The following is a 25,165-nucleotide window of genomic DNA, read 5'->3' as shown; positions in this document are numbered from 1 at the left end:
CTCTTTGATTTGTGTTACTCGTTTTCTTCGATTCGCTTCGCATCAACTTTTAATTGATGCGCGCTTCCAGTATGTCAATGTCCTCTCTTCTGAGTGGAGAATAACGGATTCGAACCGTTGACCCCCTGCTTGCAAAGCAGGTGCTCTAGCCAGCTGAGCTAATCCCCCCTCCCGTGTCGCCGGCTGCCGATAGCGTGCTGCGGACCTGGCGGCGGGGAGTCCCCCTCGTGCCGCCCGCCACGCTGCCGTATCCGCCGCGCATTGCGCGCGGCCGTGGACCTGCCGGGATTCGGTTGTAGGTCAATAGACCGTCGAAAGTGTACAGGGCTCCGGGTATGACCCGGAGGATGCCCTCGTCTGTGTCTCTTCTGCAGACTTCCTGTCGGGCGTCCGAGGCTATGGCCGGACTGTCGCGGCCGCGCCGCTGTCCGTTGTGCCGTCGGCTCCAGAAAGGAGGTGTTCCAGCCGCACCTTCCGGTACGGCTACCTTGTTACGACTTAGCCCCAGTCACCGGTTTTACCTTAGGGCGCTCCTTGCGGCTGCACACTTCAGGCACCCCCGGCTTCCATGGCTTGACGGGCGGTGTGTACAAGGCCCGGGAACGTATTCACCGCGCCATGGCTGATGCGCGATTACTAGCGAATCCAGCTTCACGGAGTCGGGTTGCAGACTCCGATCCGAACTGAGACAGGTTTTCGGGTTCCGCTCGGCGTCGCCGCCTGGCTTCCCGCTGTACCTGCCATTGTAACACGTGTGTCGCCCCGGACGTAAGGGCCGTGCTGATTTGACGTCATCCCCGCCTTCCTCGCAGCTTGCGCCGGCAGTCTCTCCAGAGTGCCCAGCTCTACCTGATGGCAACTGAAGATGGGGGTTGCGCTCGTTATGGCACTTAAGCCGACACCTCACGGCACGAGCTGACGACAACCATGCAGCACCTCGACGCAGGTCCTGAAAGGACTGTATGCTTTCACATACATCCCTGCGTCGTTTGAGCCCGGGTAAGGTTCCTCGCGTATCATCGAATTAAACCACATGTTCCTCCGCTTGTGCGGGCCCCCGTCAATTCCTTTGAGTTTCACCGTTGCCGGCGTACTCCCCAGGTGGAATGCTTAACGCTTTCGCTGTGCCACCCAGCCGTCATTCCGGCCGGACAGATAGCATTCATCGTTTACTGCGTGGACTACCAGGGTATCTAATCCTGTTCGATACCCACGCTTTCGTGCATGAGCGTCAGTTGCGCGCCGGTAGGCTGCCTTCGCGATCGGAGTTCTGCGTGATATCTATGCATTTCACCGCTACACCACGCATTCCGCCTACCCTTCGCGCACTCAAGGGACACAGTTTCAACGGCGGAGCGGGGTTGAGCCCCGCGATTTTACCGCTGACTTGTGCCTCCGCCTGCGCACCCTTTAAACCCAATAAATCCGGATAACGCTCGCATCCTCCGTATTACCGCGGCTGCTGGCACGGAGTTAGCCGATGCTTTTTCTTCAGGTACTCTCACAGCAGGTCCCGACCCGCCTCTTGCTCCCTGACAAAAGAGGTTTACAACCCGTAGGGCCGTCTTCCCTCACGCGACTTGGCTGGTTCAGCCTCCCGGCCATTGACCAATATTCCTCACTGCTGCCTCCCGTAGGAGTCTGGTCCGTGTCTCAGTACCAGTGTGGGGGACCTTCCTCTCAGAACCCCTACGCATCGTCGCCTCGGTGGGCCGTTACCCCGCCGACTAGCTAATGCGCCGCATGGCCATCCGCAGCCGATGAATCTTTAACCGCCGAGGGATGCCCCTCCGCGGTGTTACGCGGTATTAGACGGAATTTCTTCCGCTTATCCCCCTGCTGCGGGCAGGTTCCATACGTGTTACTCACCCGTGCGCCGGTCGCCGGCAGGAGCATTGCTGCTCCCCCGCTGCCCCTCGACTTGCATGTGTTAAGCCTGTCGCTAGCGTTCATCCTGAGCCAGGATCAAACTCTCCGCTGTTTTCTATTGTCTTATTTTTCTTCTTTTCAGTTGAAATCAAGCAACAGAAACCGATTTGTTGTTTGTTGCTTTCGCTCGACGGTGGTTCGCCTGCCCTGTGGACGCTGACTTATATGGATAGTTGTAGAATTGACTTGAGAACATCATCACTCCCCGGGATCGGGGCCGTGATGACCCTTGTACTACTTTCTAACTTGTCTATTGTAATTCTTTTCAATGTACTCTGTTCGCGCTTCCGGAAACTGACCGGAGAACTCTTGCGAAATGTTCTGCAAAGTTACTGCGAAATTTTCATTCCTGCAAACTTTTCGATGTTTTTAACATTCTTTTAACATCTCTCCCCGAACTTCGGGGGCCTTTCAAGCGTTCCTCCTTCTGGACCGTCTCGCCGCTGCGAGGGGTGATTCCCAAAAGCGAGTGCAAAGGTAGACATTCTTCCATCACCATCCAAATTTTTAGACCATGTTTAACAGTTATTTAACATTTGAAGAATATTGATTTACAACACACCAAAATAGCAGCTATAAAACTGAGTATCAACTACTTCACACATTCTACTTCAACACAACATTATTTTTGTCTTTTTTCATGGAAAACAAATATGCAGCTTAACAATAAAAAAAATGATGCGCACTCACAACTGAGCACGCATCATACATTATGGCATAAGGCCTAAAAGCAGCCTACGCAATCATTACGACAAATTAGCATGAACGCTTTGTGCGCTTGCCATAGCCATATTCAGCATCAGCACCAAGCTCTTCCTGGATGCGGAGAAGCTGGTTGTACTTAGCCATACGGTCAGAACGGCTTGCAGAACCGGTCTTGATCTGACCTGCGTTGGTAGCTACTGCGATATCGGCGATAGTAGCGTCCTCGGTCTCGCCTGAGCGGTGAGAGATGACAGCAGTGTAACCGTTACGCTGAGCGAGCTCAACCGCACGGAGAGTCTCGGTAAGCGAACCGATCTGGTTAACCTTAACAAGAATAGAGTTAGCGCAACCCTCTTCGATACCGCGCTTGAGGTATTTAACGTTGGTCACGAACAGGTCGTCACCTACGAGCTGGCAACGGTCGCCGATAAGGTCAGTGAGGACTTTCCAGCCAGCCCAGTCATTCTCGCTCATACCATCCTCGATAGAATCGATGGGGAACTTCTCAACGAGCTCCTTGAGGTACTGAGCCTGCTGCTCTGAAGTGCGCTTGGGAGCACCCTCGCCTTCCTTCCAGGTGTAGTCGTACACACCATCCTTGTAGAACTCGGAAGATGCACAGTCAAGACCGATTGTAACATCCTTGCCAGGTACATAACCGGCAGCCTCGATAGCCTTGATGATAACGTTAAGAGCGTCCTCTGTTCCGTCAAGAGCAGGAGCGAAACCACCCTCGTCACCTACAGCAGTAGAGAGACCGCGGTCATGGAGCACCTTCTTAAGATTGTGGAACACCTCAGTGCCCATACGGATACCCTCCTTGAAGCAGCATGCGCCGATAGGACGGATCATGAACTCCTGGAAGCAGATGGGAGCGTCAGAGTGTGCGCCACCGTTGATAATGTTCATCATAGGAACAGGAAGACTGCAAGTGTTGCAGCCACCGATGTATTTGTAGAGGGGGAGGTCGAGGTAATCGGCAGCAGCCTTAGCGACAGCAAGAGACACGCCAAGGATAGCGTTTGCTCCAAGGTTGCTCTTAGTCTCAGTTCCGTCAAGAGCGAGCATAGTCTCGTCAATTCTGATCTGGTCGAGAGCACTCATACCCTTGAGGGCCTCGGCGATAGGTCCGTTGACATTAGCTACAGCCTTCTGTACGCCCTTGCCCATATAGCGTGACTTGTCACCGTCGCGAAGCTCAAGAGCCTCGTTGACACCAGTGGATGCTCCAGAGGGAACTGAAGCGCGGCCACGTGCGCCGGATTCAAGGATTACGTCTACCTCAACAGTAGGATTGCCACGTGAGTCAAGAACTTCACGGCCGATAATTTTCTCAATCTTCATAGTTATTGGATATATAAAAAATTGTTTTAACCTATTGTCGTTAAAATTACGATGCAAATTTACGCAATTTTTTCACATTATCACAGCTTTATCAAAAATATTTGAGACCTCCGACTGCGATATTCCGCTCATCAATACTCGTCCCAGCTCTTGATCTCCATCTCGTCGAGCGGATGGGTGGTGAAAGCATCGATATAGGCCGATGCCAGACGTGCATTTGTGAGCAACGGAATATTCAGGTCGATGGCCGCACGGCGTATCTTGTAGCCATTGCTAAGCTCCATGTCAGTGAAATTCTTAGGAATGTTGACCACCATATCCACCTTATGTTCATGAAGCAGATCTATAGCCTGAGGCTGCATATCGGACTGGGAAGGCCAATACACCCTTATGGCCGGTATGCCGTTGTCATTAAGATAAGCGTGAGTGCCTCCGGTGGCATATATGGTGTATCCGCGATTGGCAAGCTCGTGGGCGGCGTCAAGCATATCAGCCTTCTGCTTAGGGGTACCGGTGGACAGAAGCACTCCACGTGAGGGGACTCGGTTGCCCACTGAAACCATCGCCTTGATCAGTGCCTCGGACGAGTCGTTGCCAATACAGCCCACCTCCCCGGTCGAAGCCATATCCACTCCAAGCACAGGATCGGCACCCTGAAGACGCGAGAAACTGAATTGCGAAGCCTTGATACCTACATAATCGAGATCAAAGGCATTCTTACCGGGCTTTTCGACATCAAGCCCGAGCATCACTCTTGTGGCAAGGTCAATAAGATTGATTTTCAACACCTTAGAAACGAATGGGAATGACCGCGAGGCTCGAAGGTTACATTCTATCACCTTTATGTCATTATTCTTGGCAAGAAACTGTATGTTGAACGGACCGGATATCTCAAGCGCGCTTGCTATCTGGCGCGATATGCGCCGGATACGCCTCACTGTCTCCACATACAGTTTCTGCGGCGGGAACTGTATGGTGGCATCACCCGAATGCACACCCGCATACTCTATATGCTCCGAGATTGCATATGCAACTATGTCTCCGTCCTTAGCCACAGCATCCATCTCTATCTCCTTGGCTCCGGAGATGAACTGCGACACTACCACAGGGTGCTTCTTCGACACATTGGCTGCAAGGCGCAGAAAACGGGTGAGCTGCTCCTGATTGTAGCACACATTCATTGCCGCCCCTGAAAGGACATAGCTCGGACGGACAAGCACCGGGAATCCAACTTCTTCTATAAAGCTATTGATATCCTCCATGCTTGTCAGTTCCCTCCAACGCGGCTGGTCAACACCAAGGCGGTCAAGCATCGCCGAGAACTTGTTGCGGTCCTCGGCATTATCTATGCTCTTAGCTGTTGTGCCGAGGATATTCACGCCTTGTTCATCAAGCCTTGTGGCAAGATTGTTGGGTATCTGACCGCCCACCGACAGAATAGTGCCGTGGGGCTGTTCAAGATCAAGGATATCCATTACCCTCTCGAAAGTGAGCTCATCAAAATACAGGCGGTCACATATGTCATAATCAGTCGACACTGTCTCAGGGTTATAATTGATCATCACTGATCTCCACCCCTCCTTCTTTACCGTCAAAAGGGCATTGACCGAACACCAGTCAAACTCCACTGACGACCCTATACGGTAAGCACCCGAGCCGAGCACTACTATCGAGCGATGGTCATGGAGATAGTTCACATCGTTCTCCCTGCCATTATACGTCAGGTACAGATAATTGGTCTGGGCCGGATATTCCGCAGCGAGAGTGTCTATCTGCTTTACAACAGGCAACACCCCTAACCTCTTTCGGAGGGAACGTACAAGCAGATTGGCATTCTCAGCATCGGTCATGCCATCTTTAAGCACCTCTCTCGCCACCTGAAAGTCGCTGAACCCCTGCTCTTTTGCCTGACGCAGAAGCGGTTCGGGAAGCGAATCAAGATCGTCATATCCATGAAGCTCCCGGGCAGTGTCGATAATGTTCTGCAATCTGTACAGAAACCATCTGTCAATCCGGGTGAGCTCATGAATCCTTTCCACCGTATATCCCTTGAAAAAAGCCTGGGCTATGGCAAAGATGCGCTTGTCGGTAGGCTCCTTCAGCGCATGCTCAAGCTCAGGGATATCGCGCTGATTGTTGCCGACAAATCCATGCATCCCCTGCCCTATCATTCGCAGGCCTTTCTGTATCGCCTCTTCGAATGTACGACCTATTGCCATAACTTCGCCAACCGACTTCATCGACGAGCCTATCTCGCGGCGCACACCATGGAACTTACCGAGATCCCATCGGGGTATCTTGCAAACTATATAGTCAAGAGCCGGCTCAAAGAATGCCGAAGTCTCCTTTGTGACCGAATTCTTAAGGTCAAACAATCCATAACCCAGTCCCAGCTTGGCTGCCACAAAAGCAAGCGGATAGCCTGTAGCTTTCGATGCCAAAGCCGACGATCGGCTCAGACGCGCATTCACCTCTATAACCCTATAGTCAAGCGAATCAGGGTCAAAAGCATACTGCACATTACACTCGCCCACGATTCCAATATGGCGCACTATCTTTATGGCAAGCTTGCGCAGCCAGTGATAATCCTCGTTGGAGAGAGTCTGGGACGGGGCGACCACAATCGACTCCCCTGTGTGGATTCCGAGCGGGTCAAAGTTCTCCATATTGCATACGGTGATGCAATTGTCAAAGCGGTCACGCACCACTTCATACTCCACTTCTTTCCATCCTTTCAGTGATTTCTCCACAAGCACCTGTGGCGAGAATGCGAGAGCCTTTTCCACAAGAGCCACAAGCTCCTGTTCATTATCGCAGAATCCCGAACCGAGACCGCCCAGAGCATATGCGGCACGGACAATCACCGGATATCCGAGAGTGGACGCGGCCTCGATGGCATCAGCCACAGAACTGACCGCCTCGCTCTTGATGGTGCGTACATCTATCTCGTCGAGTTTTCGAACAAACAGTTCTCGGTCCTCCGTATCCATTATAGCCTGTACTGGGGTGCCGAGAACCTCTACATTATATCGTTCAAGTATCCCTGTGCGATACAGCTCCACCCCACAGTTAAGTGCTGTCTGACCGCCAAAAGCAAGGAGTATCCCATCAGGATTCTCTTTCTTTATCACCTTCTCTACGAAGTAAGGGGTCACAGGGAGAAAATATATCTTATCAGCAAACCCCTCTGAAGTCTGCACTGTGGCTATATTGGGGTTTATAAGAACGGTGGTGATCCCTTCCTCCTTCATTGCCTTTAGAGCCTGAGACCCGGAGTAGTCGAACTCACCGGCCTCACCTATCTTCAAAGCTCCGCTACCGAGCAGGAGCACCTTCTTAATCTTTTCGTTGCGCATACACCTTAATATATTATAGTGAGAGAGCGGTTAAAGCATACTAATAAACTCGTCAAACAGAAATTCCGTATCCTTCGGTCCGGAACTTGCCTCAGGATGGAACTGGGCGGAGAAGAACGGCTTCTCTTTGTGCCTTATACCCTCATTGGTCCCATCGTTCATATTCACAAACAGCGGCTCCCAATCCTCAGGAAGAGTATCATTGTCAACTGCAAAGCCATGGTTCTGTGATGTGATAAAACACTTGTCAGTCCCAACCCTTCTCACAGGCTGATTATGGCTACGGTGACCATACTTAAGCTTATAGGTCTTGGCTCCGGCAGCTTTGGCAAGGAGCTGATTCCCCATGCAGATACCGCATATAGGCTTCCCTATAGCCATTGCCTTACGTATATTCTCGACTGTCGCCGACGCCATGTCAGGGTTGCCGGGACCATTAGATATGAAGAGACCGTCGTAAGGTATGGATGTGAAATCATAATCCCAGGGCACACGCACCACCCTCACGCCACGGCGTGTAAGGCAACGGATTATGTTATGCTTTACGCCGCAGTCCACAAGCACCACAGTCTTGTCACCATCGCCATGGGTCTCCACTTCGGTGCATGACACCTTGCCTACAAGATTTTCAAGATTCGGATCATAGAACCCGCAGTCATCGCCACCCTCTATCACTATTTTCCCGAGCATGGAGCCGTGTTCGCGCAGATGCTTGGTGAGAGCCCTGGTGTCAATACCATATATCCCCGGGATACGCTCCTCGTTAAGCCACATTGCAAGCGGCCGGTCGGCCTGCCAATGGGAATGATCAAAAGAATAATCCTGAGCTACAATGGCCCGGCAATGTATGTGGTCGCTCTCATAATACTCGCTCACATCATCCTTCTCTCGGTGGGGCGGGACTCCATAGTTTCCCAATATCGGGTAAGTCGTCACCAGTATCTGACCCTCATAGGATGGGTCGGTCAGACTCTCCGGATAACCCGTCATTGCGGTATTAAACACTACCTCACCGGCCGTTGATGATTCGTGGCCAAATGATTTCCCTTCAAAAGTGGTACCGTCCTCCAGCATGAGGAAAGCGCGCTTAGTATGTCTCATTCGGGTTGAGTATTTTTAAAACTTTTCGGGATGCAAAGTTACGAACTTTTTATGTCTTTTACATTCATACGGTGCTATTTTTCCTGAGCTCACGCACTTTTAGCCCCCATGTGCCACACTTCGCTTCCTTTTTTTATATCAATATACGCAAAACTCTTTGCACCTTAACATTGTTACAACCTAAAACCCCTATGCTCAAATCATATAATACACATACGCAAGAACTCTCTCAAACATGAAAAGTGTAAAAGAATCCCTGCTCCAAAGGCGCAGCATACGACGTTACGAACGTGAAAACATCAGCGATGACGACATGCGTCTCATCTTTGATGCAATACGTAACACACCTACCAGTTATAACGGACAGCAATTCTCCGTAATTGATGTCACCGACCCCGAACTCAAACTCAAGCTTTACGAACTCATTGGGCAGAAACAGATCAAGACGTGCAGCCATTTCCTCCTGTTCCTCGTTGACTATCACAAGATAGGACTTGCGGCAGACGCTCTCGGAGAAGAAATGCCCGAATTCAACAACACCGTCGACGGACTCGCCGTAGGTATCATCGATGCCTCTCTCGCAATGATGAGTGCCGTAGCCATGGCGGAATCCCTCGACCTGGGATGCTGTCCCATAGGATACGCCCGCACTGTGGCTCCTGAAGCCATATCCCACCTGCTCGGACTGCCACAAAAGACATTTGTGGTATGCGGACTCTCCATTGGAGTCCCGCGTGAACTGCCCGACCTGAAGCCGAAACAGCCACGCGAGCTCGTAGTGTTCCACAACCGTTATCCGCAGGATGAAGCCGAGATGACAGCCGACATCATGGAATACAACGAGACCATCAAGGAATATAACCGCACCCGAGCAGGCGACAAGACCGATAATGACTGGGCAACACATATCATATCCTACTATCGTGAAGCGATGAACTATGGGATGCTGCGTGCCCTCCAAAGACGAGGCTTCGACCCTAAACGGTAAGATACATCATCCTAAAATTTAAATTTATGTTAAACACATGCGTTTATTATGACTCATACAATAATTATTCTTACATTTGCACGTGTGTTTTTCATAGTATTAGATTAAGATAAAGGTTTAAAGGAAGAGGGGTGTCGTGAGACATCTCTCTTTTATCTTTTTATTCAGGTTCTTGTACAAGATTAACAAAAAATAGTTGCAATTGGGCGCAAATAACAGTACCTTTGCACCCAATTAGTGATGAACAACATCAATTCTGAACCGCTATGAAACATCTCGATCTTATTCTTGCCGAGAAGCTCCTAAAAATCAGTGCCATAAAGCTTCAACCCGAAAACCCTTTCACATGGGCTTCGGGATGGAATTCACCTATATACACCGATAATCGCAAGACATTATCATACCCAGATGTGCGCAACTTCATCAAAGTGGAGCTCGCACGCAACATCCTTGAGAACTTCCCTGAAGTCGATGCCATCGCAGGTGTTGCCACCGGAGCCATTGCACAAGGTGCGCTTGTCAGCGATGCTCTCGGGCTTCCGTATGTATATGTACGCGCGAAACCAAAGGACCACGGTCTTGAGAATCTCATAGAGGGTGACCTACGCCCCGGCTCAAAAGTCGTAGTTATCGAGGATCTTGTATCCACCGGAGGCAGCAGCCTAAAGGCTGTTGAAGCCATACGCAATGCCGGCTGCGAAGTGGCAGGTATGGTAGCCATATTCAGCTATGAATTCCCAGTAGCCACAAAGGCATTCAAGGAAGCCAATGTAAACCTCCTTACGCTCTCCAATTACACAGCCCTCATCACTGCCGCCCTGGAGACAGGCTTCATCCGTGAAAAGGATGTCGACACCCTGCGCGAATGGAGAAAAGACCCCTCCGTATGGAGCCCCGGAGTTGACAAGGCTGACGAATAATCCACTTAGTCACATAACACTCTTTTATGTCAGTATATTCAGGAAAACCAGTCACCATACCTCGTCCTATTGCTGAAATCTATGCCAAGATAAGCGATCTCGGGCAGTACAGAGATATGGTGGAACAGCTTCCAGCCGACCAGCGAGAAAAGCTCCAGGGAGTGGAATTCAGAGGAGACGCCTTTAAAATGGACGCTCCCGGAGTGGGAGAACTCGTGTTCAAGATCACTGAACGCACCCCATCCACCCATGTAGGGCTGAACGCCGAGGGATCACCCATACCTCTCAAACTGTCAATAGACCTTGCCGAAGTCGACGAGGCTTCCACACGCCTCACTCCACGTGTCGACATACAGATACCTGCAATGCTCCGTCCGTTCATCGGAAGCAAGATACAGGAAGCTGCCGACAAATTCGGCGAAGTATTCACATCGCTCTTCCCCGCTGTATGACACACAGCCTCCTCTCCCGGCTCAAACTTTCAGCTATAACACTTATCACGCTCATCACCGTCGGATGCGGTAAATCCGTCGATGATGAGCGCGTTCCGTATAGCGAGGTGCACATTTCATTCACAACCGTAGCCGAATGGAATCTCTACGGAGTCAAAGGTGATGCCGCCGACTACCGCCGCTACATTCTTGCAAAAGGAGTGACAGAGCCTGCCGGCTTCCCATATAAGGCATCCGACCATACCGGCTACTCAGGGATACTTCTCGTCTCGGACGTTATGGGCAACCTCATAGTCTATGATCTTGCCTGCCCCTACGACCCTACGCCATCCGTCCGTTTAGAGATCCCTGACGGAGAGCTCCATGCCCGATGCCCTAAGTGCGGAAGCACGTTCGACATATACACCAACCACGGCAACCCGCGCTCCGGACCAGCCGCCGACCACGGCTATGCCCTGCAACGCTACAACATCACCTCAGGTGGTGCGCTCCAATACCGCGTCATCACACGCTAAGCCAATAGTGAATCATGAACATCGAATATATCAGAGATACGGCACTGTCATTACCTCACGTGACAGAAAGATGCCCTTATGGTCCGGACTATCTTGCGTTTGAAATAGGCGGAAAGCAATTTTGCCTGGTGGACCTAAACTCCAAATGGGACTTTTATAACATAAAGATCGATCCGGTATATGGCGAAGAGCTGCGGGAAAGGTACGAAGCCGTGTCACCCGGATACCATATGAACAAACGCCACTGGATATCAGTAAAATACACAGGAGATATGCCCGAACACATGCACAGGGAGCTTCTCACTCACGCCTATCACCAGACCTTGAAAGGGCTACCAAAGAAAGTGCGGGAACAATTGACCCTCTGAATACACTCACTGCCATATCCTTATCAGCGCGCATCCAGCCTCACAGCCTGCCCTCATCGGCATATGAGAAATATTTATCCCTGGCTATGATGATATGGTCAAGAACGTTGATACCAAGTATCTTGGCTCCGTCCTTTATACGTCGTGTCAGGCTGTCGTCCTCTCCGCTCGGATTAGGGTTTCCTGAAGGATGATTATGCACAAGTATTATCCCTTCGGCAAGGCAATCTATCACTCGCTTTAGCAGCAGCTTGACATCCACCACGGTAGCCGCAGTGCCGCCCTGAGAGATGCAACGTTTGTATGTGACACGATTGGAGCGCGACAGCATAAGCACCCAGAACTCCTCATACTCCAAGGCTCCAAGCAACGGAGCCATAAGCACCATCACATCACGGCTGGACCTTATCTGAGGGTCCACACACGATGACGCCTGCTCGCTGTTTCGCCTGCCAAGTTCAAATGCCGCCGCAAGGCTCACAGCCTTCGCTGGTCCGATACCCTTGTACTTGCTCATAAGTTCGTTCATGCTAAGCCTGGCGAGAAAATCAACACGGTTGTCACAGTCGCGCAGAATGCCTCGCGCCATATCCACGACCGACAATCCCGGAAGTCCGCCTCCAAATATTATGGCTATGAGTTCGGCATCGCTCAACGCACGTACACCTTGCGCCAAAGCCTTTTCGCGCGGCATATCATCCTTGTTCAGATCGAGAATACGAGTCGATATGAACGGCTTGTCAGCACCGACACCCATTATTTACCCTTGCGTATAAGAATCTCCTCATTTATGTCACGTCCGCGTCCGAGAAGAATCTTCGTGATGTAAGCCTTGATGAATCCCGAGCCGTAGCCAAGGATCTGTATCACACTCGCCGGCACAGCCTTGAGCGCGATCACAAGTGACCGGGTGATCAGTATTGCCGACAAAAATATCGCCACAAGATACACCCCGAGAGGGAGCAGCCACCAGGGGGAAACAAATATGCCGAGCAGAATCAGCACCACTCCAGCAAGCACAGCAAGAGCCGGGAGGGTATGCACAGCTTTCATTGACCCGGGGTATAGAAGATGGAGTGTGATCCTCGACATCCCGAACACATGCACCTGACGGAAAAACTTTCTGAAATCGACTCTCCGCTTATGATACACATAGGCAGGCCGTATTAGGGCGATACCGAACCCCGCCTGACGTATCCTGGTGCTCATATCTATATCCTCGGAGAACATCTCGCGAAATCCTCCTACCCCCTCATATACCTCACGCGAGAATCCCATATTGAAAGTGCGAGGTGTGAATTTCTCAAGGCTCATCCTGCCGCCACGTATCCCTCCGGTGGTGAGAAACGATGTCATAGCATAATTGATTGCCTTCTGTGTCGAGGAGAAGGAATCGTGAGCCGCGTCCGGTCCACCGAAGCAGTCCACAGGTGTGCTGTCAAGCTCCCTGGAAAGTATCTCAAAATACTTCTCCGGTATCACACAGTCGCTATCGAAAAATATAAAGTAATCACCCTCGGCTCGTTCCATCCCATAATTTCTGGCTATCGAACGCCCTTCGTTACCCTTGTAGAAATATTTCGATCGCACACCGGGATGACGCCTCACCGCATCCTCGCAAGGCATGGTAGAACCGTCCTCAACTATCACCACCTCGAAGTTCATGCATGTCTGAGCCTCAAGGCTCGCCATCAGATCCTCCACCTCGTCAATGCGGTTATACACAGGGACGATCACTGAAAACCTCGGTCTATCCATCAGTCCATACGGTTTTTATAATCCTGATAATCAAATTTACGCAGATAACGGCAGTCACCGTCAGATGCACACATCACCATGGCAGGATGCTGTATGCCGTTAAACATATTGGTCTTGACTGTGGTATAATGGTTCATATCCTCAAGGGTGAGGCGGTCACCCGGCTCAAGAAGACGATCAAAAGCCCAGTCACCCACAAAGTCACCGCTCAGGCATGAATTTCCACCCAGCCGATACACAGGAAGCCCTGGAGCCACAGGCACACTCTCGGTGATCGCCGGCTTGTAAGGCATCTCCAGACAGTCAGGCATATGGCAGGCAAACGACGCATCTATGATAGCGGTCTTTACCCCTTGGTTCTCTACGACATCAAGCACAGAGGTCACAAGGTCGCCGGTGCGCCACATCCACGCGCTACCAGGCTCAAGCACTACCTTTAACCAAGGATACCGGTCACGGAATCCGCGAAGCACCCCTATAAGATGCTCCACATCATAGCCCTCCCGGGTCATAAGATGTCCGCCACCGAAATTCACCCATTTCAGTTGCCTGAAACAGTAGCCGAACTGCTCCTCAAATGCCTCAAGCACCTTGGCAAGATCGTATGACGAGCTCTCACACAAAGCATGGAAATGCAATCCGTCGATGCCCACAGGGAGCACGCCGCCAAGCTGCTCGGCAGTCACTCCGAAACGCGATCCCGGAAGAGCCGGATTATACATCTCCGTCTCTATGACGGAGCACTGCGGATTCACCCTCAGCCCCGGCGACACACCGGCGGCACGAGTCATATCGCCATACTTCTCCCACTGGCTAAGAGAATTGAATGTCAGATGAGTGGCTCTTGACAGGAATTCTCCAATGGTAGCAGGAGTGTATACCGGGCAATACACATGAGCCTCCCCGCCAAGCTCTTCATTTCCGAGCCTAAGCTCATTGAGTGAGCTTGCCGTGAAGTCGCGGTTATACTCCCTCACCACATCGAACGAACGCCACAGGGCATTCGCCTTGAATGCCATGATTATATTCACACCCGCCTCGCGCTCCACACGTGTTATGAGCTCAAGATTGCGGCGCATACGCTCCTCGTATACTATATAATATGGTGTTGGAATCTCTTCTATCCTCATAAGATCATAAATTTAGCATATTTGAAAAGCAGCGTGCGTGATTTGATATCGTCACTCTCGAATTCCACCGTCATCCTTGCATCCACGCCTGAGGTGTCAAGCTCCGTGACAAGCCCAACGCCGAATTTGGTATGCCTGATTCTGGTTCCCACATTCACCTCACTCGCCGAATGAAGCTTGAAATCACCCGCCGGAACCGATGATGCGGAAGCTGCTCGGCCCTCTGCCTGACGACGGTTCTCCGACAACGGTCGGCGCAAGTCGTTCAGCGGACGTGCCGATCCTGCCATCGAGGCATTGTATGAAGCAGTAACCCTACGCTGCTGGACCATAGAAGCCGAGGGGACAAAATCACTGCCTCCGGAGATGTGCAGATACCGCGTGTCTATATCACCGATGAACCGTGACGGACGCGGAAACACAGTCTGTCCGTTGCGGAACCGTTGCGTGGCATAACTGATCATGCAGAATTTCCTTGCTCTCGTGATAGCGACATAAAGAAGCCGGCGTTCCTCCTCGACCTCAGCAGCCGATTGTGCAGCCATCGCCGATGGAAACAGGTCCTCTTCCACTCCCACAATGAACACATTATCGAATTCCAGACCTTTGGCGGCATGTACTGTCATCATGGTCACGCTCTCCTCGTCAACTCCGTTATTTATATCCTGGTCAGTGGCAAGCGACACCTCAGTCATGAAACTGCCTAACGACACATCATCACGGCCCTGTTCCACCATCGCCTCCACATACTCCTTGACACCTTTGAGCAACTCTTGCAGGTTCTCCTGCTTGGATATGCTCTCAGGAGTGGAATCATGCACAAGCATCTTGTACAGACCGGTACGGTCAATGATACTCCTCGCCACATCATAGGCATCCCGTCCTTGCGCATTCAGCTCTATGAAACCTTTTATAAGCGAGGCAAAATCCTGGAGCTTGTTCCTGGTGCCGGCATTCAGCCCGCAGTCATACCGGTCCAGACCGGTGATCACCCCCCATAGGCTCACACCGGCATCCATAGCCGCCCTCGTGAGCTTGCCGAGAGTTGTGTCACCTATGCCTCGTGCCGGAAAATTGATGATACGGCGCAATGCCTCGTCATCATCCGGATTGAGCGACATACGGAAATAAGCTATCGCATCCTTCACCTCCTTGCGCTGATAGAACGACAGCCCGCCATATATCCGGTAAGGCACATTGCGTTTGCGCAACGACTCCTCAAGCACACGGCTCTGTGCATTTGTACGGTACAGGATCGCAGTCCCGTCATACGGATCTCCGGTGGTCCTCTTTATCTGCGACACACGTGCCGCCACCTGTGCTGCCTCCTCGTAGTCACTGTAGCACTTCACCACATCAATGAGCGTACCGCGGTCGTTCTCCGAATACACATTCTTCGGTATCTGGTCCACATTCTTGCTTATGAGGCTTCCGGCAGCATCGATAATATTCTGCGTGGAACGGTAGTTCCTCTCAAGCTTGAATGTCTGCAATCCCGGATAGGAATTCTCCATCTCAAGGATGTTACGTATATTGGCACCTCGGAACGAGTATATGCTCTGGGCATCGTCGCCCACAACGCACAGCCTGCTGGCACCCTGGGTAAGCTGCTTTACTATGAGGTGCTGGGCAAAATTTGTGTCCTGGTACTCATCGACAAGCACATACCTGAAAAACTCCTGATAATGCCTGCTCACGTCAGGATGGTCGCGAAAAAGCACATTGGTGTAGAACAGCAGATCATCGAAATCCATCGCCCCCGCCACACGGCAGCGGTCCCGGTAACAACGATATATCTCACAAGTGCGCGGACGCCTTGCATTAGTGTCAGCCCTCTGCAAGTCACGGTTAAGGGCATAGTCCTCAGGTGAGATCAATGCATTCTTAGCCCATGATATCGCATTGTGCACTGTCGACGGCTTGTACACCTTGTCGTCAAGCTGCATATCCTTGATGATAAGTTTCACAAGGGCCTTGCTGTCGGCAGCGTCGTATATGGTGAACGAGCTCTTGAAACCTATATGCTCGGCATTCAGCCTGAGTATACGTGCAAAGATGGAATGAAACGTACCCATCCAAAGACTCGACGACACCTCAGGTCCCACAAGAGCCTCGACTCGTTCGCGCATCTCGCGGGCCGCCTTATTGGTAAATGTCAGTGCAAGTATCCTCCACGGCTCATATCCGTGAGCGAGAAGATGCACTATCTTATAGGTCAGCACCCTGGTCTTGCCTGAGCCTGCACCTGCTATAACAAGCTGCGGGCCGTCGCAGTATTCTACGGCGGCACGCTGTTGTGTGTTCAGTTTTCCGAGATATTCCTCAGGATCCATTATTTCTTAAATTCCTTTACGCGCAGATGGTCACCGGTATCCTCGACTATAGCGCGATAGTAACGTTCGTCATAGCCCGGGAAATTCGGGGACACGCACACACCCTCGGGGGTACGTTCAAACTTTCCGTCCTTCTCCTTCTTGACATTTCCGTCAAGATACTTCACGAGAAGATAATCACCGAGAGCCTTATAGTTCTTCAGATAGCGTGCCGACGCCATTCGTGAATGATTGTTGAGCATCGCGCTCGCATCGGCAGTTGACATGTCCCTTACTCCGGCAAGAAGCATTTTCACCTCTTTGTCAAGAGTCTCTTCCTCTCCGTTCTGTACGCGACGTATGTCAGGTATCATCTGGCTGTAGCGGTTGTAAGCCTGGTTGGCAACATAGTTGTTCACCCAGAATGCGGCATCCCATGAGAGTGTGAGCATATCTCCGTTGCCTGGGGCAAACTCATGAGGCACCTCGGTGAGGCAGCTGTACATGGGCACATACACACAGGTGTTGGCATCATCGACACCAAACCACAGTATGCCTTTCATAGCCTGGGGATGGGCCTCGTTCATCTGCGACACGAATGAGAATCCGGTCTGCTGTGTGGCTATGGCTCTCTCATTGAGATATTCCTTTCCGTCAACCTTGAATGTCATAGGCCTCCAGCGGTAAGGCACCTTGTAGGGACCGGCACCCACATCCTTGGTCATATCCATAGGTGTTCCCTCGAAATGGTCACGCATCGCCTGACGCATGTCTCCGACACTGAGCTTCTTCTCCGGCTTGACCCAAAGAGGCATCACCTCGCCCTTCGACTCAAGAATCCATGGAAGATACCTGTCCATGCCTTCCGAGAACATATTGAAGTAGCTCCATACTCGTCCGTCACATCCGCGGGTAGCAGTTCCGTCAAGCTCTCCGTAAGCCGACGAGAAACTGAAATCCTTATCCTTTCCCTTGAAATAACCCTGCTTGCGGGCAAACTCTATCACGTCAGGTGAATAGAGGGTAGTCTCCTTGTCATTGAGAGGGAACTGATGGATACGCGGGAAATTGGCATGCCCCGAAATGCAATCGTCAGGCACACGGCGGGCAACCCACACGGCTCCCTTCTCCTTGCCTCCCTTTCCGATAAGCTCCATCACCCATACCTCGTTGGTGTCGGCTATGGAGAATGACTCCCCGCTTGAATGATAGCCATATTCCTTTACGAGATCAGTCATGATCTTAAGGGCCTCACGAGCTGTTTTTGCACGCTCAAGAGTCACATAAATCAGCGAGCCATAGTCCATAATGCCGGTAGTGTCAGCCAGCTCGGGACGTCCGCCCCATGTGCTTTCCGAGATAGTCACCCCATGCTCATTCATATTTCCGACCGTCGAGTAGGTCTGCCTGGGCTGGGGTATCTCTCCGAGATACTTTCCGGTATCCCACTCATATATCTTGCGCATAGCTCCAGGCTCGTGAGTAGCGGCAGGGGTATGATACAACTCGCCGTACAGAGTATGGCTGTCCGCGGCATAAGTCACTAATACAGAACCGTCGGCCGTGGCGTTCTTACCGGCTATCAGGCTTGTGCACGGCAGAGCCTGCACTGAGGAGACGAGGCATATGCCTGCGAGTAAGGTCTTTAATTTCATTGCTGTAATACTATTTGCTATGATGATTTCAATGGTTTAGACTCGGTTTTATTACAAAGATATTGCAATCACACATCAGTCTATGTGCAAAAATAATGAATATTCTTGAATTATCTTGAAAGTAGGAACTATTTTTCCTATCTTTGCCAAAAGCGGTTCCTCTCCCGACCACTTGCAACACTATGTCGCATGAGGGCGTTTTATAACATATCACTAACCAAAACACGTTATTTATGAGAAAGTATCTCGCAGAGATGGTCGGCACATTCGTGCTGGTGCTCATGGGTTGCGGAAGCGCAATCTTCTCAGGTTTTGACAACCCTACCAATGCATCCACCCTCGCAGTAGCGTTCGCATTCGGTCTTTCAGTAATCGGAATGGCGTATGCCATAGGCGGAGTATCGGGCTGCCACATCAATCCTGCCATAACCCTCGGCGTGTGGGCCAACGGCAGGATGGACGGCAAGCAGGCGGCAGGCTACATGGTGTTCCAGGTGATCGGAGCGATAATCGCTTCATTCGTCCTATGGCTGCTCGTATCAACCGGCACCCACGAGGGCGGCACTACCACCGGAGCCAACTCCTATGCCGACGGAAACATGTGGCAGGCTTTTATCGCCGAGACTGTGTTCACATTCATATTTGTGCTCGTAGTGCTCGGCTCCACCGATGAGAAACAGGGCGCAGGCAAATTCGCCGGACTCGCCATAGGTCTCACCCTTGTGCTCGTCCACATTGTATGTATCCCGCTCACAGGCACATCAGTAAATCCCGCTCGCTCTGTAGGTCCTGCCATCTTCGCAGCGTTCGGCGGCGACGCCACACCAATATCTCAGCTGTGGCTCTTCATCGTGGCCCCGTTCCTCGGAGCTCTTGCCAGCTCATCGGTATGGAACATCATCCGCACCAAATAATCACTGGCTGAAACATATTCAAGGTGAAAACAAATGTCTCGGAAGTTGTTGACGAGAGTTTTGTTTTCACCTTTCACTCATGATAAATCCATAAAATTATGCGACTCAACGGCAGACGACAAAGCTCCAATTTCGACGACCGACGCGGACGGCGCGGCGGCTCTGGACTAAAAATAGGCGGTGGCATAGGCGCAGTGATCATCGCATGCATCATCGCATGGGTGTCAGGCGGCAACCCCCTTGAAGTGCTCATGCAGAACTCCGGACAGTTGACATCCGGTAGCCAACACACATCGACCTACACCCCTTCAGCCCAGGAAGAACAGCTCGCCACATTCTCCCGACAGATTCTCGCCGGGACCGAAGATGTGTGGACAAAACTGTTTGCACAGCAAGGGCTACGTTACGAACCGCCCACACTCGTGCTCTATTCAGGTGCGGTGCAGAGCGGCTGCGGCAACGCCACATCCCAGACAGGACCATTCTATTGCTCCGCCGATCAGAGCGTATACATTGACCTATCCTTTTTCACAGAGATGAAGCACACTCTCGGTGCCGACGGAGATTTCGCCTATGCCTACGTCATAGCTCACGAGGTCGGACACCACGTGCAATATCTCCTCGGCACGCTCGATGACGCCCACAGCCGCATGTCGCGAATGAGCGATGCCGAAGCCAACAAAATAAGTGTGGCTCTCGAACTCCAGGCCGACTATTATGCCGGAGTATGGGCCCATCACGACAACAAGATGTTCGGTTCACTTGAGGACGGCGACATCGAGGAAGCCATCGACGCCGCCCAGAAGATCGGCGACGATTATCTCCAGAAACGTGCCCAGGGATATTCCGTGCCCGACTCCTTCACCCACGGCACATCGGCACAACGCTCCTCAGCTCTCCGTGACGGACTATCTTCAGGCAGGTTTCCACAATAGCATCCTCCACGCGGCTTTATCGCACCTTATCCCATACGACGCGGCATTACCTTTGTGCATGACATTTTTAATGTAATGCACATATGAGAAAACTATCCGTGACAGTAATATCCCTGTTGACAGGAATAACAATAGGCTATATCTGCGGGACCAACTACTGTATCAGACACAAGAAGTTAGTACCGACCGATACAGGCATCTCCGTACGCATAGAGACCATAACGCGTCGCGACACCCTCAGAATAAACATCCCGTCCCCGACACAATCCACCGAAAAGGAGATACGATATGTATCCATACCCCTAAGCCGCATAAACAAAGAGGCAAGCGACTCCGACACTCTGAGAATAGAACGCTCTACACGCATCTACGCCGACTCCTCCTTCCGTGCCGTCGTGAGCGGAGCCAATCCACGCCTCGACTCTCTCACCATCTACCCTGTCACATCAATGCTGAGGACCACAATCACGCCACGTTCCTCACGATGGGGCGTGGGTATCACAGCAGGAGCTGTGGCAACTCGTCACGGCTTATCACCAGGCATATCCGTAGGTATCACCTACCGTATTTACCCTTGACTCCTAACGCTTCCCTGTAATGCATTCAGCAACGGTCCTTGCGGCCGATGCGGAAGTGAACAACCTCTGCTTCACCTCATCATACCCCCTGAGCTGTGCAGCCCTTTCAGGCGTGTCCTGAAGGAGCGGCGACAACTGCGCGTCCACAGCCTCAGGCGTACAGTTGTGGACAAGCATCTCCGGGATAATCCATCCGCGCACACCTGTCTTCACAGCCTCCCGGTTCACTTCGTCACGAGCCTGACGGTCTATGCGTCCTGTTATAAGATTAGGCAGAGAGCAATACGGTATCTTAAGTATGTGCATGAACAGGTCGTGAGCCCATTTCCACCCTACAGCCCTGTAGCACACCACCTGTGGCGCACCTGCAAGCGCGCTCTCAAGCGATGCCGTGCCTGATGTCACCAATGCGGCACGAGCGTGCGACATCAGCTGGAGCGTGGTCGCCTCCACCACAGGAAATCCGGTGAACTGCCTGTACACATCCGCATCTATAGCCGGGGCTCCGGCCACAACAGCCTGCAACTCGGGGTGCATACGTGCCACAGCATCCATCACCGGAAGATTAGCCTTTATCTCTCCCATACGACTCCCCGGCACGATTGCAAGGATCGGACGTGAATCAAGCCCATGCAGACGTTCAAACTCCTGGCGTGAAGGCATGCTATCAATAGCACTCTTCACCTCCTCCACCGAAGGGTTACCCACATACTCGGCTCTGACACCTCGCTCGCCAAACCATTCCGGCTCAAAAGGCAATATCGAATAAAGCCTGTCGACCCACCGGCGCAACTTCTTCATCCGGTACTCCTTCCATGCCCAAAGCTTTGGAGCTATATAATAATGTACAGGTATGCCGAGAGAGTGGGCATACTCGGCAATCTTAAGATTAAAGCCTGGATAGTCAACAAGCACTACGGCATCCGGACGGCTTTCGGCGATGGCTTTCTTTGCCGTGGAGAGATTCCCCAGCACTTCCGGAAGGTGGCGTGCCACATCTATGAACCCCATGTAAGCCATACGGCGATAATGTATCAGCGGCTCACATCCGGCGGCAGCAGCCATCTCATCACCGCCGAGAAACATCACCTCGGCATCGGGTTGCATATCCCGCAGCTCACGTATAACCTGTGCTGCATGAAGGTCGCCGGATGCCTCTCCGGCTGAAAAAAAGTATCTCATGCCACAAATTTAGCATTTTTTTTTGACAGTCTGAGCAAAAATCACTAACTTCGTGTTACATTGGGATTAATGGCATATCCATACAATCGCACCTCCGGTTTCTAATATGGCTACACCACGTCAACTCACGTTCCTATCACTGCTTGCCGCCACCGCTCTTTCCATTGCGGGAAGCACTCCCATACGTGGCATACAGGAAGCAGATGCAGAACTGATGTACAGGTATGTGGCATCGCGCAACCCCGATTTCCCTCGTGAAATAGCCCAGGCTTTCTACGACATTGGCGAGCTGTATGGCATACGTGGGGATATAGCCATATGCCAAGCCATCATAGAGACCGGATGGTTCAGGTTTGACAACGGCACTGCCGTAAGACCGTCAGCCCACAATTACTGCGGACTCGGTGTCAGAAAACGCGGTGAGCACGGATGCTCTTTCAGGTCCGTGCGCGAAGGTGTCACAGCTATGATACAACATCTGTATGCCTACTCCTGCCGTGAACCCCTCCCTCTCGGAGAGGACCTGCTCGACCCTCGCTTCTGTTATGTGTCACGCGGATCGGCTTCTTCCTGGGAAGCCTTGTCGGGACGCTGGGCAATGAACAGCCATTATGGGATGCAGATCATCGATATCTTCAACAAGATGCTCAGCCATCCCTATGACCCGCTGACGGCAGAAACCCTTAAAAAAAACTCCGAGCAACCCATGCCTGACGAAGAGACAATGCTCGACAAATCCTTTTTTGAATGAAACAGACCGAAATTCTTGCCAACATACTCCGGCGCACACGCATCGCTGAACTCAATCCTATGCAACGCCGCATGGCTGAGATACCGTCGCGAGGCACATTCACTCTCCTTGCCCCTACCGGCTCTGGCAAGACCATAGCATTCGCCATCCCATTCCTCAAGAGCATCGCCCCGGCTAAAGGGCAGATCCAGGGTGTGGTGATCGCTCCGTCGCGCGAACTTGTCCTACAGATAGCAGAAGTGCTGCGTCCGATAGCCACAGGCCTAAAGACGGTGGCATTCTACGGAGGCCACTCCATGCAGGAAGAGACCAACTCGCTCTCGGTAACACCCGACATCATAGTAGCCACCCCCGGAAGGCTCCTTGACCATCTGAAACGCGGACATCTCGACCTCGGCACCGTATCATCCCTTGTGCTCGACGAGTACGACAAGGCTCTTGAACTCGGTTTTGCCGACGAGATGAAACGTGTGTGCCGACGCCTCACCGGCCTGCGGCTCGTGATACTCACATCAGCCACCCCACTCGCGGCAATCCCGGAGTACCTCCCTGCCAAAGATCCTCAGACCATAGATTTCAGTGAGTCCGACACTCCTCGCCGCCGCATGCAGGTGGTAAGAGTCGAGTCCCCTTCGCGCGACAAGCTCACCACCCTCTCCGACCTTCTGCACTCTCTCCCCAACGGTCGTGTCATAGTGTTCGTTAACCACCGCGAAAGTGCCGAGCGCATATACGACTCCCTGAAGAAAGAACATCTACCTATAGGGCTCTACCATGGAGGCCTTGACCAGAACGATCGCGAAAATGCCATAGTCCAACTCGCAAACGGCTCGACCCCGGTACTCATATCCACCGATCTCGGAGCCCGCGGACTCGACATCCCCGAACTTTCGGCTGTGGTACACTATCATATGCCCACATCTCCCGAAGCATGGACCCACCGCAACGGCCGCACCGCCCGACAGGAAGCCAAAGGAGACATATACGTCATCACGGCCGAAGGAGAGGACATCCCTTACTACGTCACCACCGACCGCGACTATGCTCCCTCCGGTCACAGCTCCGACCCGATACACTCCGACACTGCGACCCTATATTTCAATGTAGGGAAAAAAGAAAAGATCTCTCGCGGAGACATCGTGGGATTCCTTATTGCAAAAGGGGGCCTCACCGCCTCTGAAATAGGTGTGATCACCCTTCGCGACCACGCCGCGCTTGTGGGTGTGCCCCGCAAGAAAGCCCGAGAGCTATTGGCGAGACTTTCCCCTGAAAAAATCAAAAACACCCGCGCCAAAATATCTCTGCTCTGATCCCGCCTCGAAATGAAACATCTGTTGATTACCGATCTTGACGGCACGCTGCTCGGACCTGACAGCCGCGTCAGCGACGACAGCGCACGCATCATCACCGAGCTCACACATAAAGGCGCACTGATCACTGTAGCCACGGCACGGACCCCGGCAACGGTCGAGCCTCTGCTACATAACACCCTTACAACACTTCCTGCCATAGTGATGACCGGAGCCGCGATGTGGGACAGGGAAAACAGACTGTACATCAACCCCCTCCTTCTGTCCCGACAGCAGACGGAAAGCCTCATATCCGCCTATCTGAGACATGGTGTACATCCGTTCACATACACTCTTGAGGACAATGGCGACATGCTTGTGCACCATTGCAAGGAAATGAGCGATGAAGAGCAAATGTTTTATGTCGAACGGAAACACCTGACCCTAAAGCACTTCATATTTGACAATGAACAGTGTCACACCTCTCCCTACACCAATGCCATTCTCATGCTCGGCATCGGAGACACACCGCGCATAAAAGCTTTGGCGGAAGAATTAAGCACCGACCTGCAGCTATCAGTATCCGCCTACCCTGACCTGGCAAGCCGCGACATATCATATATCGAGGTGTTCCGTTGCGGTGTCTCCAAGGCTGCCGCCGTGCTTAAGCTCAAATCCTTTCTCGGAGCCGACCGCCTCACCGTGTATGGCGACCACCTCAACGACCTCCCGATGTTTGCCGTCGCGGACGAATCCGTTGCCGTATCCAACGCCCTGCCCGAAGTGCTGAGCGCAGCCTCACGCATCATCGGACCCAACACTCTTCCATCTGTAGCGATGGATATGAGGAAGATATTTCACAAAAACCTTTGATATTAGGAATCTTTTTTGTAATTTTGCCGCGCTAAATCAAAAGGTGCGTGCCCCCAAGCCGCAACCCGACGATAAATCATAAACATTCAAAATATCAACAACCAAAGTAT

At 52.0% G+C, this 25,165-nt stretch carries 20 protein-coding genes, 1 tRNA gene and 1 rRNA gene; 11 read left to right on the top strand and 11 right to left on the bottom strand.

Annotated features, from left to right (window positions below; all coding sequences use genetic code 11):
* Window positions 1-94 precede the first annotated feature (94 nt).
* From EZ315_RS06810 to carA, 5 genes are all read right to left on the bottom strand, one after another.
* Window positions 95-168, bottom strand: a tRNA-Ala gene (locus EZ315_RS06810).
* Between the two features lie 281 nt (window positions 169-449).
* Window positions 450-1,981: ribosomal RNA gene (locus EZ315_RS06805) — 16S ribosomal RNA — on the bottom strand.
* Between the two features lie 704 nt (window positions 1,982-2,685).
* On the bottom strand, window positions 2,686-3,978 hold the full coding sequence (gene eno / locus EZ315_RS06800) for a phosphopyruvate hydratase (RefSeq protein WP_135471418.1): 1,293 nt from the start codon (window positions 3,976-3,978) through the stop codon (window positions 2,686-2,688).
* A 131-nt stretch (window positions 3,979-4,109) separates the two neighbouring features.
* On the bottom strand, window positions 4,110-7,334 hold the full coding sequence (carB, locus tag EZ315_RS06795) for a carbamoyl-phosphate synthase (glutamine-hydrolyzing) large subunit (protein ID WP_135471417.1): 3,225 nt from the start codon (window positions 7,332-7,334) through the stop codon (window positions 4,110-4,112).
* 30 nt (window positions 7,335-7,364) lie between these two features.
* Window positions 7,365-8,435: a glutamine-hydrolyzing carbamoyl-phosphate synthase small subunit gene (carA, locus tag EZ315_RS06790; protein ID WP_135471416.1), complete on the bottom strand. Its 1,071-nt coding sequence runs from the start codon at window positions 8,433-8,435 to the stop codon at window positions 7,365-7,367.
* Window positions 8,436-8,670: 235 nt separating this feature from the next.
* Here carA and EZ315_RS06785 point away from each other — a divergent pair, with 235 nt between their 5' ends.
* The 5 genes from EZ315_RS06785 (at window position 8,671) to EZ315_RS06765 (ending at window position 11,678) form a co-directional block, all read left to right on the top strand.
* Window positions 8,671-9,423, top strand: a complete 753-nt coding sequence (locus EZ315_RS06785) for a nitroreductase family protein (protein ID WP_135471415.1) — start codon at window positions 8,671-8,673, stop codon at window positions 9,421-9,423.
* Between the two features lie 266 nt (window positions 9,424-9,689).
* The gene (gene pyrE / locus EZ315_RS06780; RefSeq protein ID WP_135471414.1) at window positions 9,690-10,343 is read left to right on the top strand and encodes an orotate phosphoribosyltransferase; all 654 of its coding nucleotides are present in this window, start codon (window positions 9,690-9,692) and stop codon (window positions 10,341-10,343) included.
* Window positions 10,344-10,369: 26 nt separating this feature from the next.
* Window positions 10,370-10,795: an SRPBCC family protein gene (locus EZ315_RS06775; RefSeq protein ID WP_135471413.1), complete on the top strand. Its 426-nt coding sequence runs from the start codon at window positions 10,370-10,372 to the stop codon at window positions 10,793-10,795.
* Window positions 10,792-11,310 (top strand): hypothetical protein, encoded by a 519-nt coding sequence (locus EZ315_RS06770; RefSeq protein WP_135471412.1) that lies wholly within the window; start codon window positions 10,792-10,794, stop codon window positions 11,308-11,310. Before EZ315_RS06775 ends, EZ315_RS06770 begins: the two co-directional genes overlap by 4 nt.
* A gap of 14 nt (window positions 11,311-11,324) precedes the next feature.
* Entirely contained in the window at window positions 11,325-11,678 is a 354-nt protein-coding gene (locus tag EZ315_RS06765; RefSeq protein WP_135471411.1) for an MmcQ/YjbR family DNA-binding protein, read from the top strand.
* 40 nt (window positions 11,679-11,718) lie between these two features.
* On the opposite strand, the gene radC is transcribed toward EZ315_RS06765, so the two are convergent.
* From radC to EZ315_RS06740, 5 genes are read right to left on the bottom strand one after another with little or no spacing between them, the layout of a single operon-like run.
* The gene (gene radC / locus EZ315_RS06760) at window positions 11,719-12,435 is read right to left on the bottom strand and encodes a RadC family protein (protein ID WP_135471410.1); all 717 of its coding nucleotides are present in this window, start codon (window positions 12,433-12,435) and stop codon (window positions 11,719-11,721) included.
* The gene (locus tag EZ315_RS06755) at window positions 12,435-13,436 is read right to left on the bottom strand and encodes a glycosyltransferase (RefSeq protein ID WP_135471409.1); all 1,002 of its coding nucleotides are present in this window, start codon (window positions 13,434-13,436) and stop codon (window positions 12,435-12,437) included. Before EZ315_RS06755 ends, radC begins: the two co-directional genes overlap by 1 nt.
* Window positions 13,436-14,566 (bottom strand): carboxynorspermidine decarboxylase, encoded by a 1,131-nt coding sequence (nspC, locus tag EZ315_RS06750; protein WP_135471408.1) that lies wholly within the window; start codon window positions 14,564-14,566, stop codon window positions 13,436-13,438. Before nspC ends, EZ315_RS06755 begins: the two co-directional genes overlap by 1 nt.
* The gene (locus EZ315_RS06745) at window positions 14,563-16,899 is read right to left on the bottom strand and encodes an ATP-dependent helicase (RefSeq protein WP_135471407.1); all 2,337 of its coding nucleotides are present in this window, start codon (window positions 16,897-16,899) and stop codon (window positions 14,563-14,565) included. Before EZ315_RS06745 ends, nspC begins: the two co-directional genes overlap by 4 nt.
* Window positions 16,899-18,533 carry a C69 family dipeptidase gene (locus EZ315_RS06740; RefSeq protein ID WP_135471406.1) on the bottom strand — a complete coding sequence of 545 codons (1,635 nt, stop codon included), beginning with the start codon at window positions 18,531-18,533 and terminating at the stop codon, window positions 16,899-16,901. The genes EZ315_RS06745 and EZ315_RS06740 overlap by 1 nt, the downstream gene beginning before the upstream one ends.
* A gap of 233 nt (window positions 18,534-18,766) precedes the next feature.
* Between EZ315_RS06740 and EZ315_RS06735 the strand changes: the two genes are divergently transcribed.
* The 3 genes from EZ315_RS06735 to EZ315_RS06725 all read left to right on the top strand — a co-directional run bounded on the left by EZ315_RS06735 (window position 18,767) and on the right by EZ315_RS06725 (window position 20,960).
* Window positions 18,767-19,447: an MIP/aquaporin family protein gene (locus EZ315_RS06735; RefSeq protein ID WP_135471405.1), complete on the top strand. Its 681-nt coding sequence runs from the start codon at window positions 18,767-18,769 to the stop codon at window positions 19,445-19,447.
* A 98-nt stretch (window positions 19,448-19,545) separates the two neighbouring features.
* Window positions 19,546-20,382: a KPN_02809 family neutral zinc metallopeptidase gene (gene ypfJ, locus EZ315_RS06730; RefSeq protein ID WP_135471404.1), complete on the top strand. Its 837-nt coding sequence runs from the start codon at window positions 19,546-19,548 to the stop codon at window positions 20,380-20,382.
* Window positions 20,383-20,465: 83 nt separating this feature from the next.
* On the top strand, window positions 20,466-20,960 hold the full coding sequence (locus tag EZ315_RS06725; RefSeq protein WP_135471403.1) for a DUF6808 domain-containing protein: 495 nt from the start codon (window positions 20,466-20,468) through the stop codon (window positions 20,958-20,960).
* Between the two features lie 3 nt (window positions 20,961-20,963).
* Here the strand turns inward: EZ315_RS06725 and EZ315_RS06720 are convergent, their stop codons facing one another.
* Complete coding sequence (locus tag EZ315_RS06720; protein WP_135471402.1) at window positions 20,964-22,142, bottom strand: lipid-A-disaccharide synthase; 1,179 nt, start codon at window positions 22,140-22,142, stop codon at window positions 20,964-20,966.
* Window positions 22,143-22,248: 106 nt separating this feature from the next.
* Between EZ315_RS06720 and EZ315_RS06715 the strand changes: the two genes are divergently transcribed.
* Genes EZ315_RS06715 through EZ315_RS06705 form a run of 3 tightly spaced genes read left to right on the top strand, consistent with a single transcriptional unit; the run spans window position 22,249 to window position 25,055 of the window.
* Window positions 22,249-22,893: a glucosaminidase domain-containing protein gene (locus EZ315_RS06715; RefSeq protein ID WP_135471401.1), complete on the top strand. Its 645-nt coding sequence runs from the start codon at window positions 22,249-22,251 to the stop codon at window positions 22,891-22,893.
* Complete coding sequence (locus EZ315_RS06710) at window positions 22,890-24,203, top strand: DEAD/DEAH box helicase (protein ID WP_135471400.1); 1,314 nt, start codon at window positions 22,890-22,892, stop codon at window positions 24,201-24,203. Before EZ315_RS06715 ends, EZ315_RS06710 begins: the two co-directional genes overlap by 4 nt.
* Window positions 24,204-24,215: 12 nt before the next feature.
* Entirely contained in the window at window positions 24,216-25,055 is an 840-nt protein-coding gene (locus EZ315_RS06705) for an HAD-IIB family hydrolase (RefSeq protein WP_135471399.1), read from the top strand.
* The last annotated feature ends 110 nt before the right edge of the window (window positions 25,056-25,165 follow it).

The sequence above is a fragment of the Duncaniella freteri genome (assembly GCF_004766125.1).
GTDB lineage: Bacteria > Bacteroidota > Bacteroidia > Bacteroidales > Muribaculaceae > Duncaniella > Duncaniella freteri.
This window is presented reverse-complemented; position numbering and strand designations above follow the sequence as displayed.

What these genes read in the sequence shown, in the direction of transcription:
- eno (WP_135471418.1), bottom strand. Translation starts at nt 3,978, where the DNA reads ATGAAGATTGAGAAAATTATCGGCCGTGAAGTTCTTGACTCACGTGGC.
- carB (WP_135471417.1), bottom strand. Translation starts at nt 7,334, where the DNA reads ATGCGCAACGAAAAGATTAAGAAGGTGCTCCTGCTCGGTAGCGGAGCT.
- carA (WP_135471416.1), bottom strand. Translation starts at nt 8,435, where the DNA reads ATGAGACATACTAAGCGCGCTTTCCTCATGCTGGAGGACGGTACCACT.
- EZ315_RS06785 (WP_135471415.1), top strand. Translation starts at nt 8,671, where the DNA reads ATGAAAAGTGTAAAAGAATCCCTGCTCCAAAGGCGCAGCATACGACGT.
- pyrE (WP_135471414.1), top strand. Translation starts at nt 9,690, where the DNA reads ATGAAACATCTCGATCTTATTCTTGCCGAGAAGCTCCTAAAAATCAGT.
- EZ315_RS06775 (WP_135471413.1), top strand. Translation starts at nt 10,370, where the DNA reads ATGTCAGTATATTCAGGAAAACCAGTCACCATACCTCGTCCTATTGCT.
- EZ315_RS06770 (WP_135471412.1), top strand. Translation starts at nt 10,792, where the DNA reads ATGACACACAGCCTCCTCTCCCGGCTCAAACTTTCAGCTATAACACTT.
- EZ315_RS06765 (WP_135471411.1), top strand. Translation starts at nt 11,325, where the DNA reads ATGAACATCGAATATATCAGAGATACGGCACTGTCATTACCTCACGTG.
- radC (WP_135471410.1), bottom strand. Translation starts at nt 12,435, where the DNA reads ATGGGTGTCGGTGCTGACAAGCCGTTCATATCGACTCGTATTCTCGAT.
- EZ315_RS06755 (WP_135471409.1), bottom strand. Translation starts at nt 13,436, where the DNA reads ATGGATAGACCGAGGTTTTCAGTGATCGTCCCTGTGTATAACCGCATT.
- nspC (WP_135471408.1), bottom strand. Translation starts at nt 14,566, where the DNA reads ATGAGGATAGAAGAGATTCCAACACCATATTATATAGTATACGAGGAG.
- EZ315_RS06745 (WP_135471407.1), bottom strand. Translation starts at nt 16,899, where the DNA reads ATGGATCCTGAGGAATATCTCGGAAAACTGAACACACAACAGCGTGCC.
- EZ315_RS06740 (WP_135471406.1), bottom strand. Translation starts at nt 18,533, where the DNA reads ATGAAATTAAAGACCTTACTCGCAGGCATATGCCTCGTCTCCTCAGTG.
- EZ315_RS06735 (WP_135471405.1), top strand. Translation starts at nt 18,767, where the DNA reads ATGAGAAAGTATCTCGCAGAGATGGTCGGCACATTCGTGCTGGTGCTC.
- ypfJ (WP_135471404.1), top strand. Translation starts at nt 19,546, where the DNA reads ATGCGACTCAACGGCAGACGACAAAGCTCCAATTTCGACGACCGACGC.
- EZ315_RS06725 (WP_135471403.1), top strand. Translation starts at nt 20,466, where the DNA reads ATGAGAAAACTATCCGTGACAGTAATATCCCTGTTGACAGGAATAACA.
- EZ315_RS06720 (WP_135471402.1), bottom strand. Translation starts at nt 22,142, where the DNA reads ATGAGATACTTTTTTTCAGCCGGAGAGGCATCCGGCGACCTTCATGCA.
- EZ315_RS06715 (WP_135471401.1), top strand. Translation starts at nt 22,249, where the DNA reads ATGGCTACACCACGTCAACTCACGTTCCTATCACTGCTTGCCGCCACC.
- EZ315_RS06710 (WP_135471400.1), top strand. Translation starts at nt 22,890, where the DNA reads ATGAAACAGACCGAAATTCTTGCCAACATACTCCGGCGCACACGCATC.
- EZ315_RS06705 (WP_135471399.1), top strand. Translation starts at nt 24,216, where the DNA reads ATGAAACATCTGTTGATTACCGATCTTGACGGCACGCTGCTCGGACCT.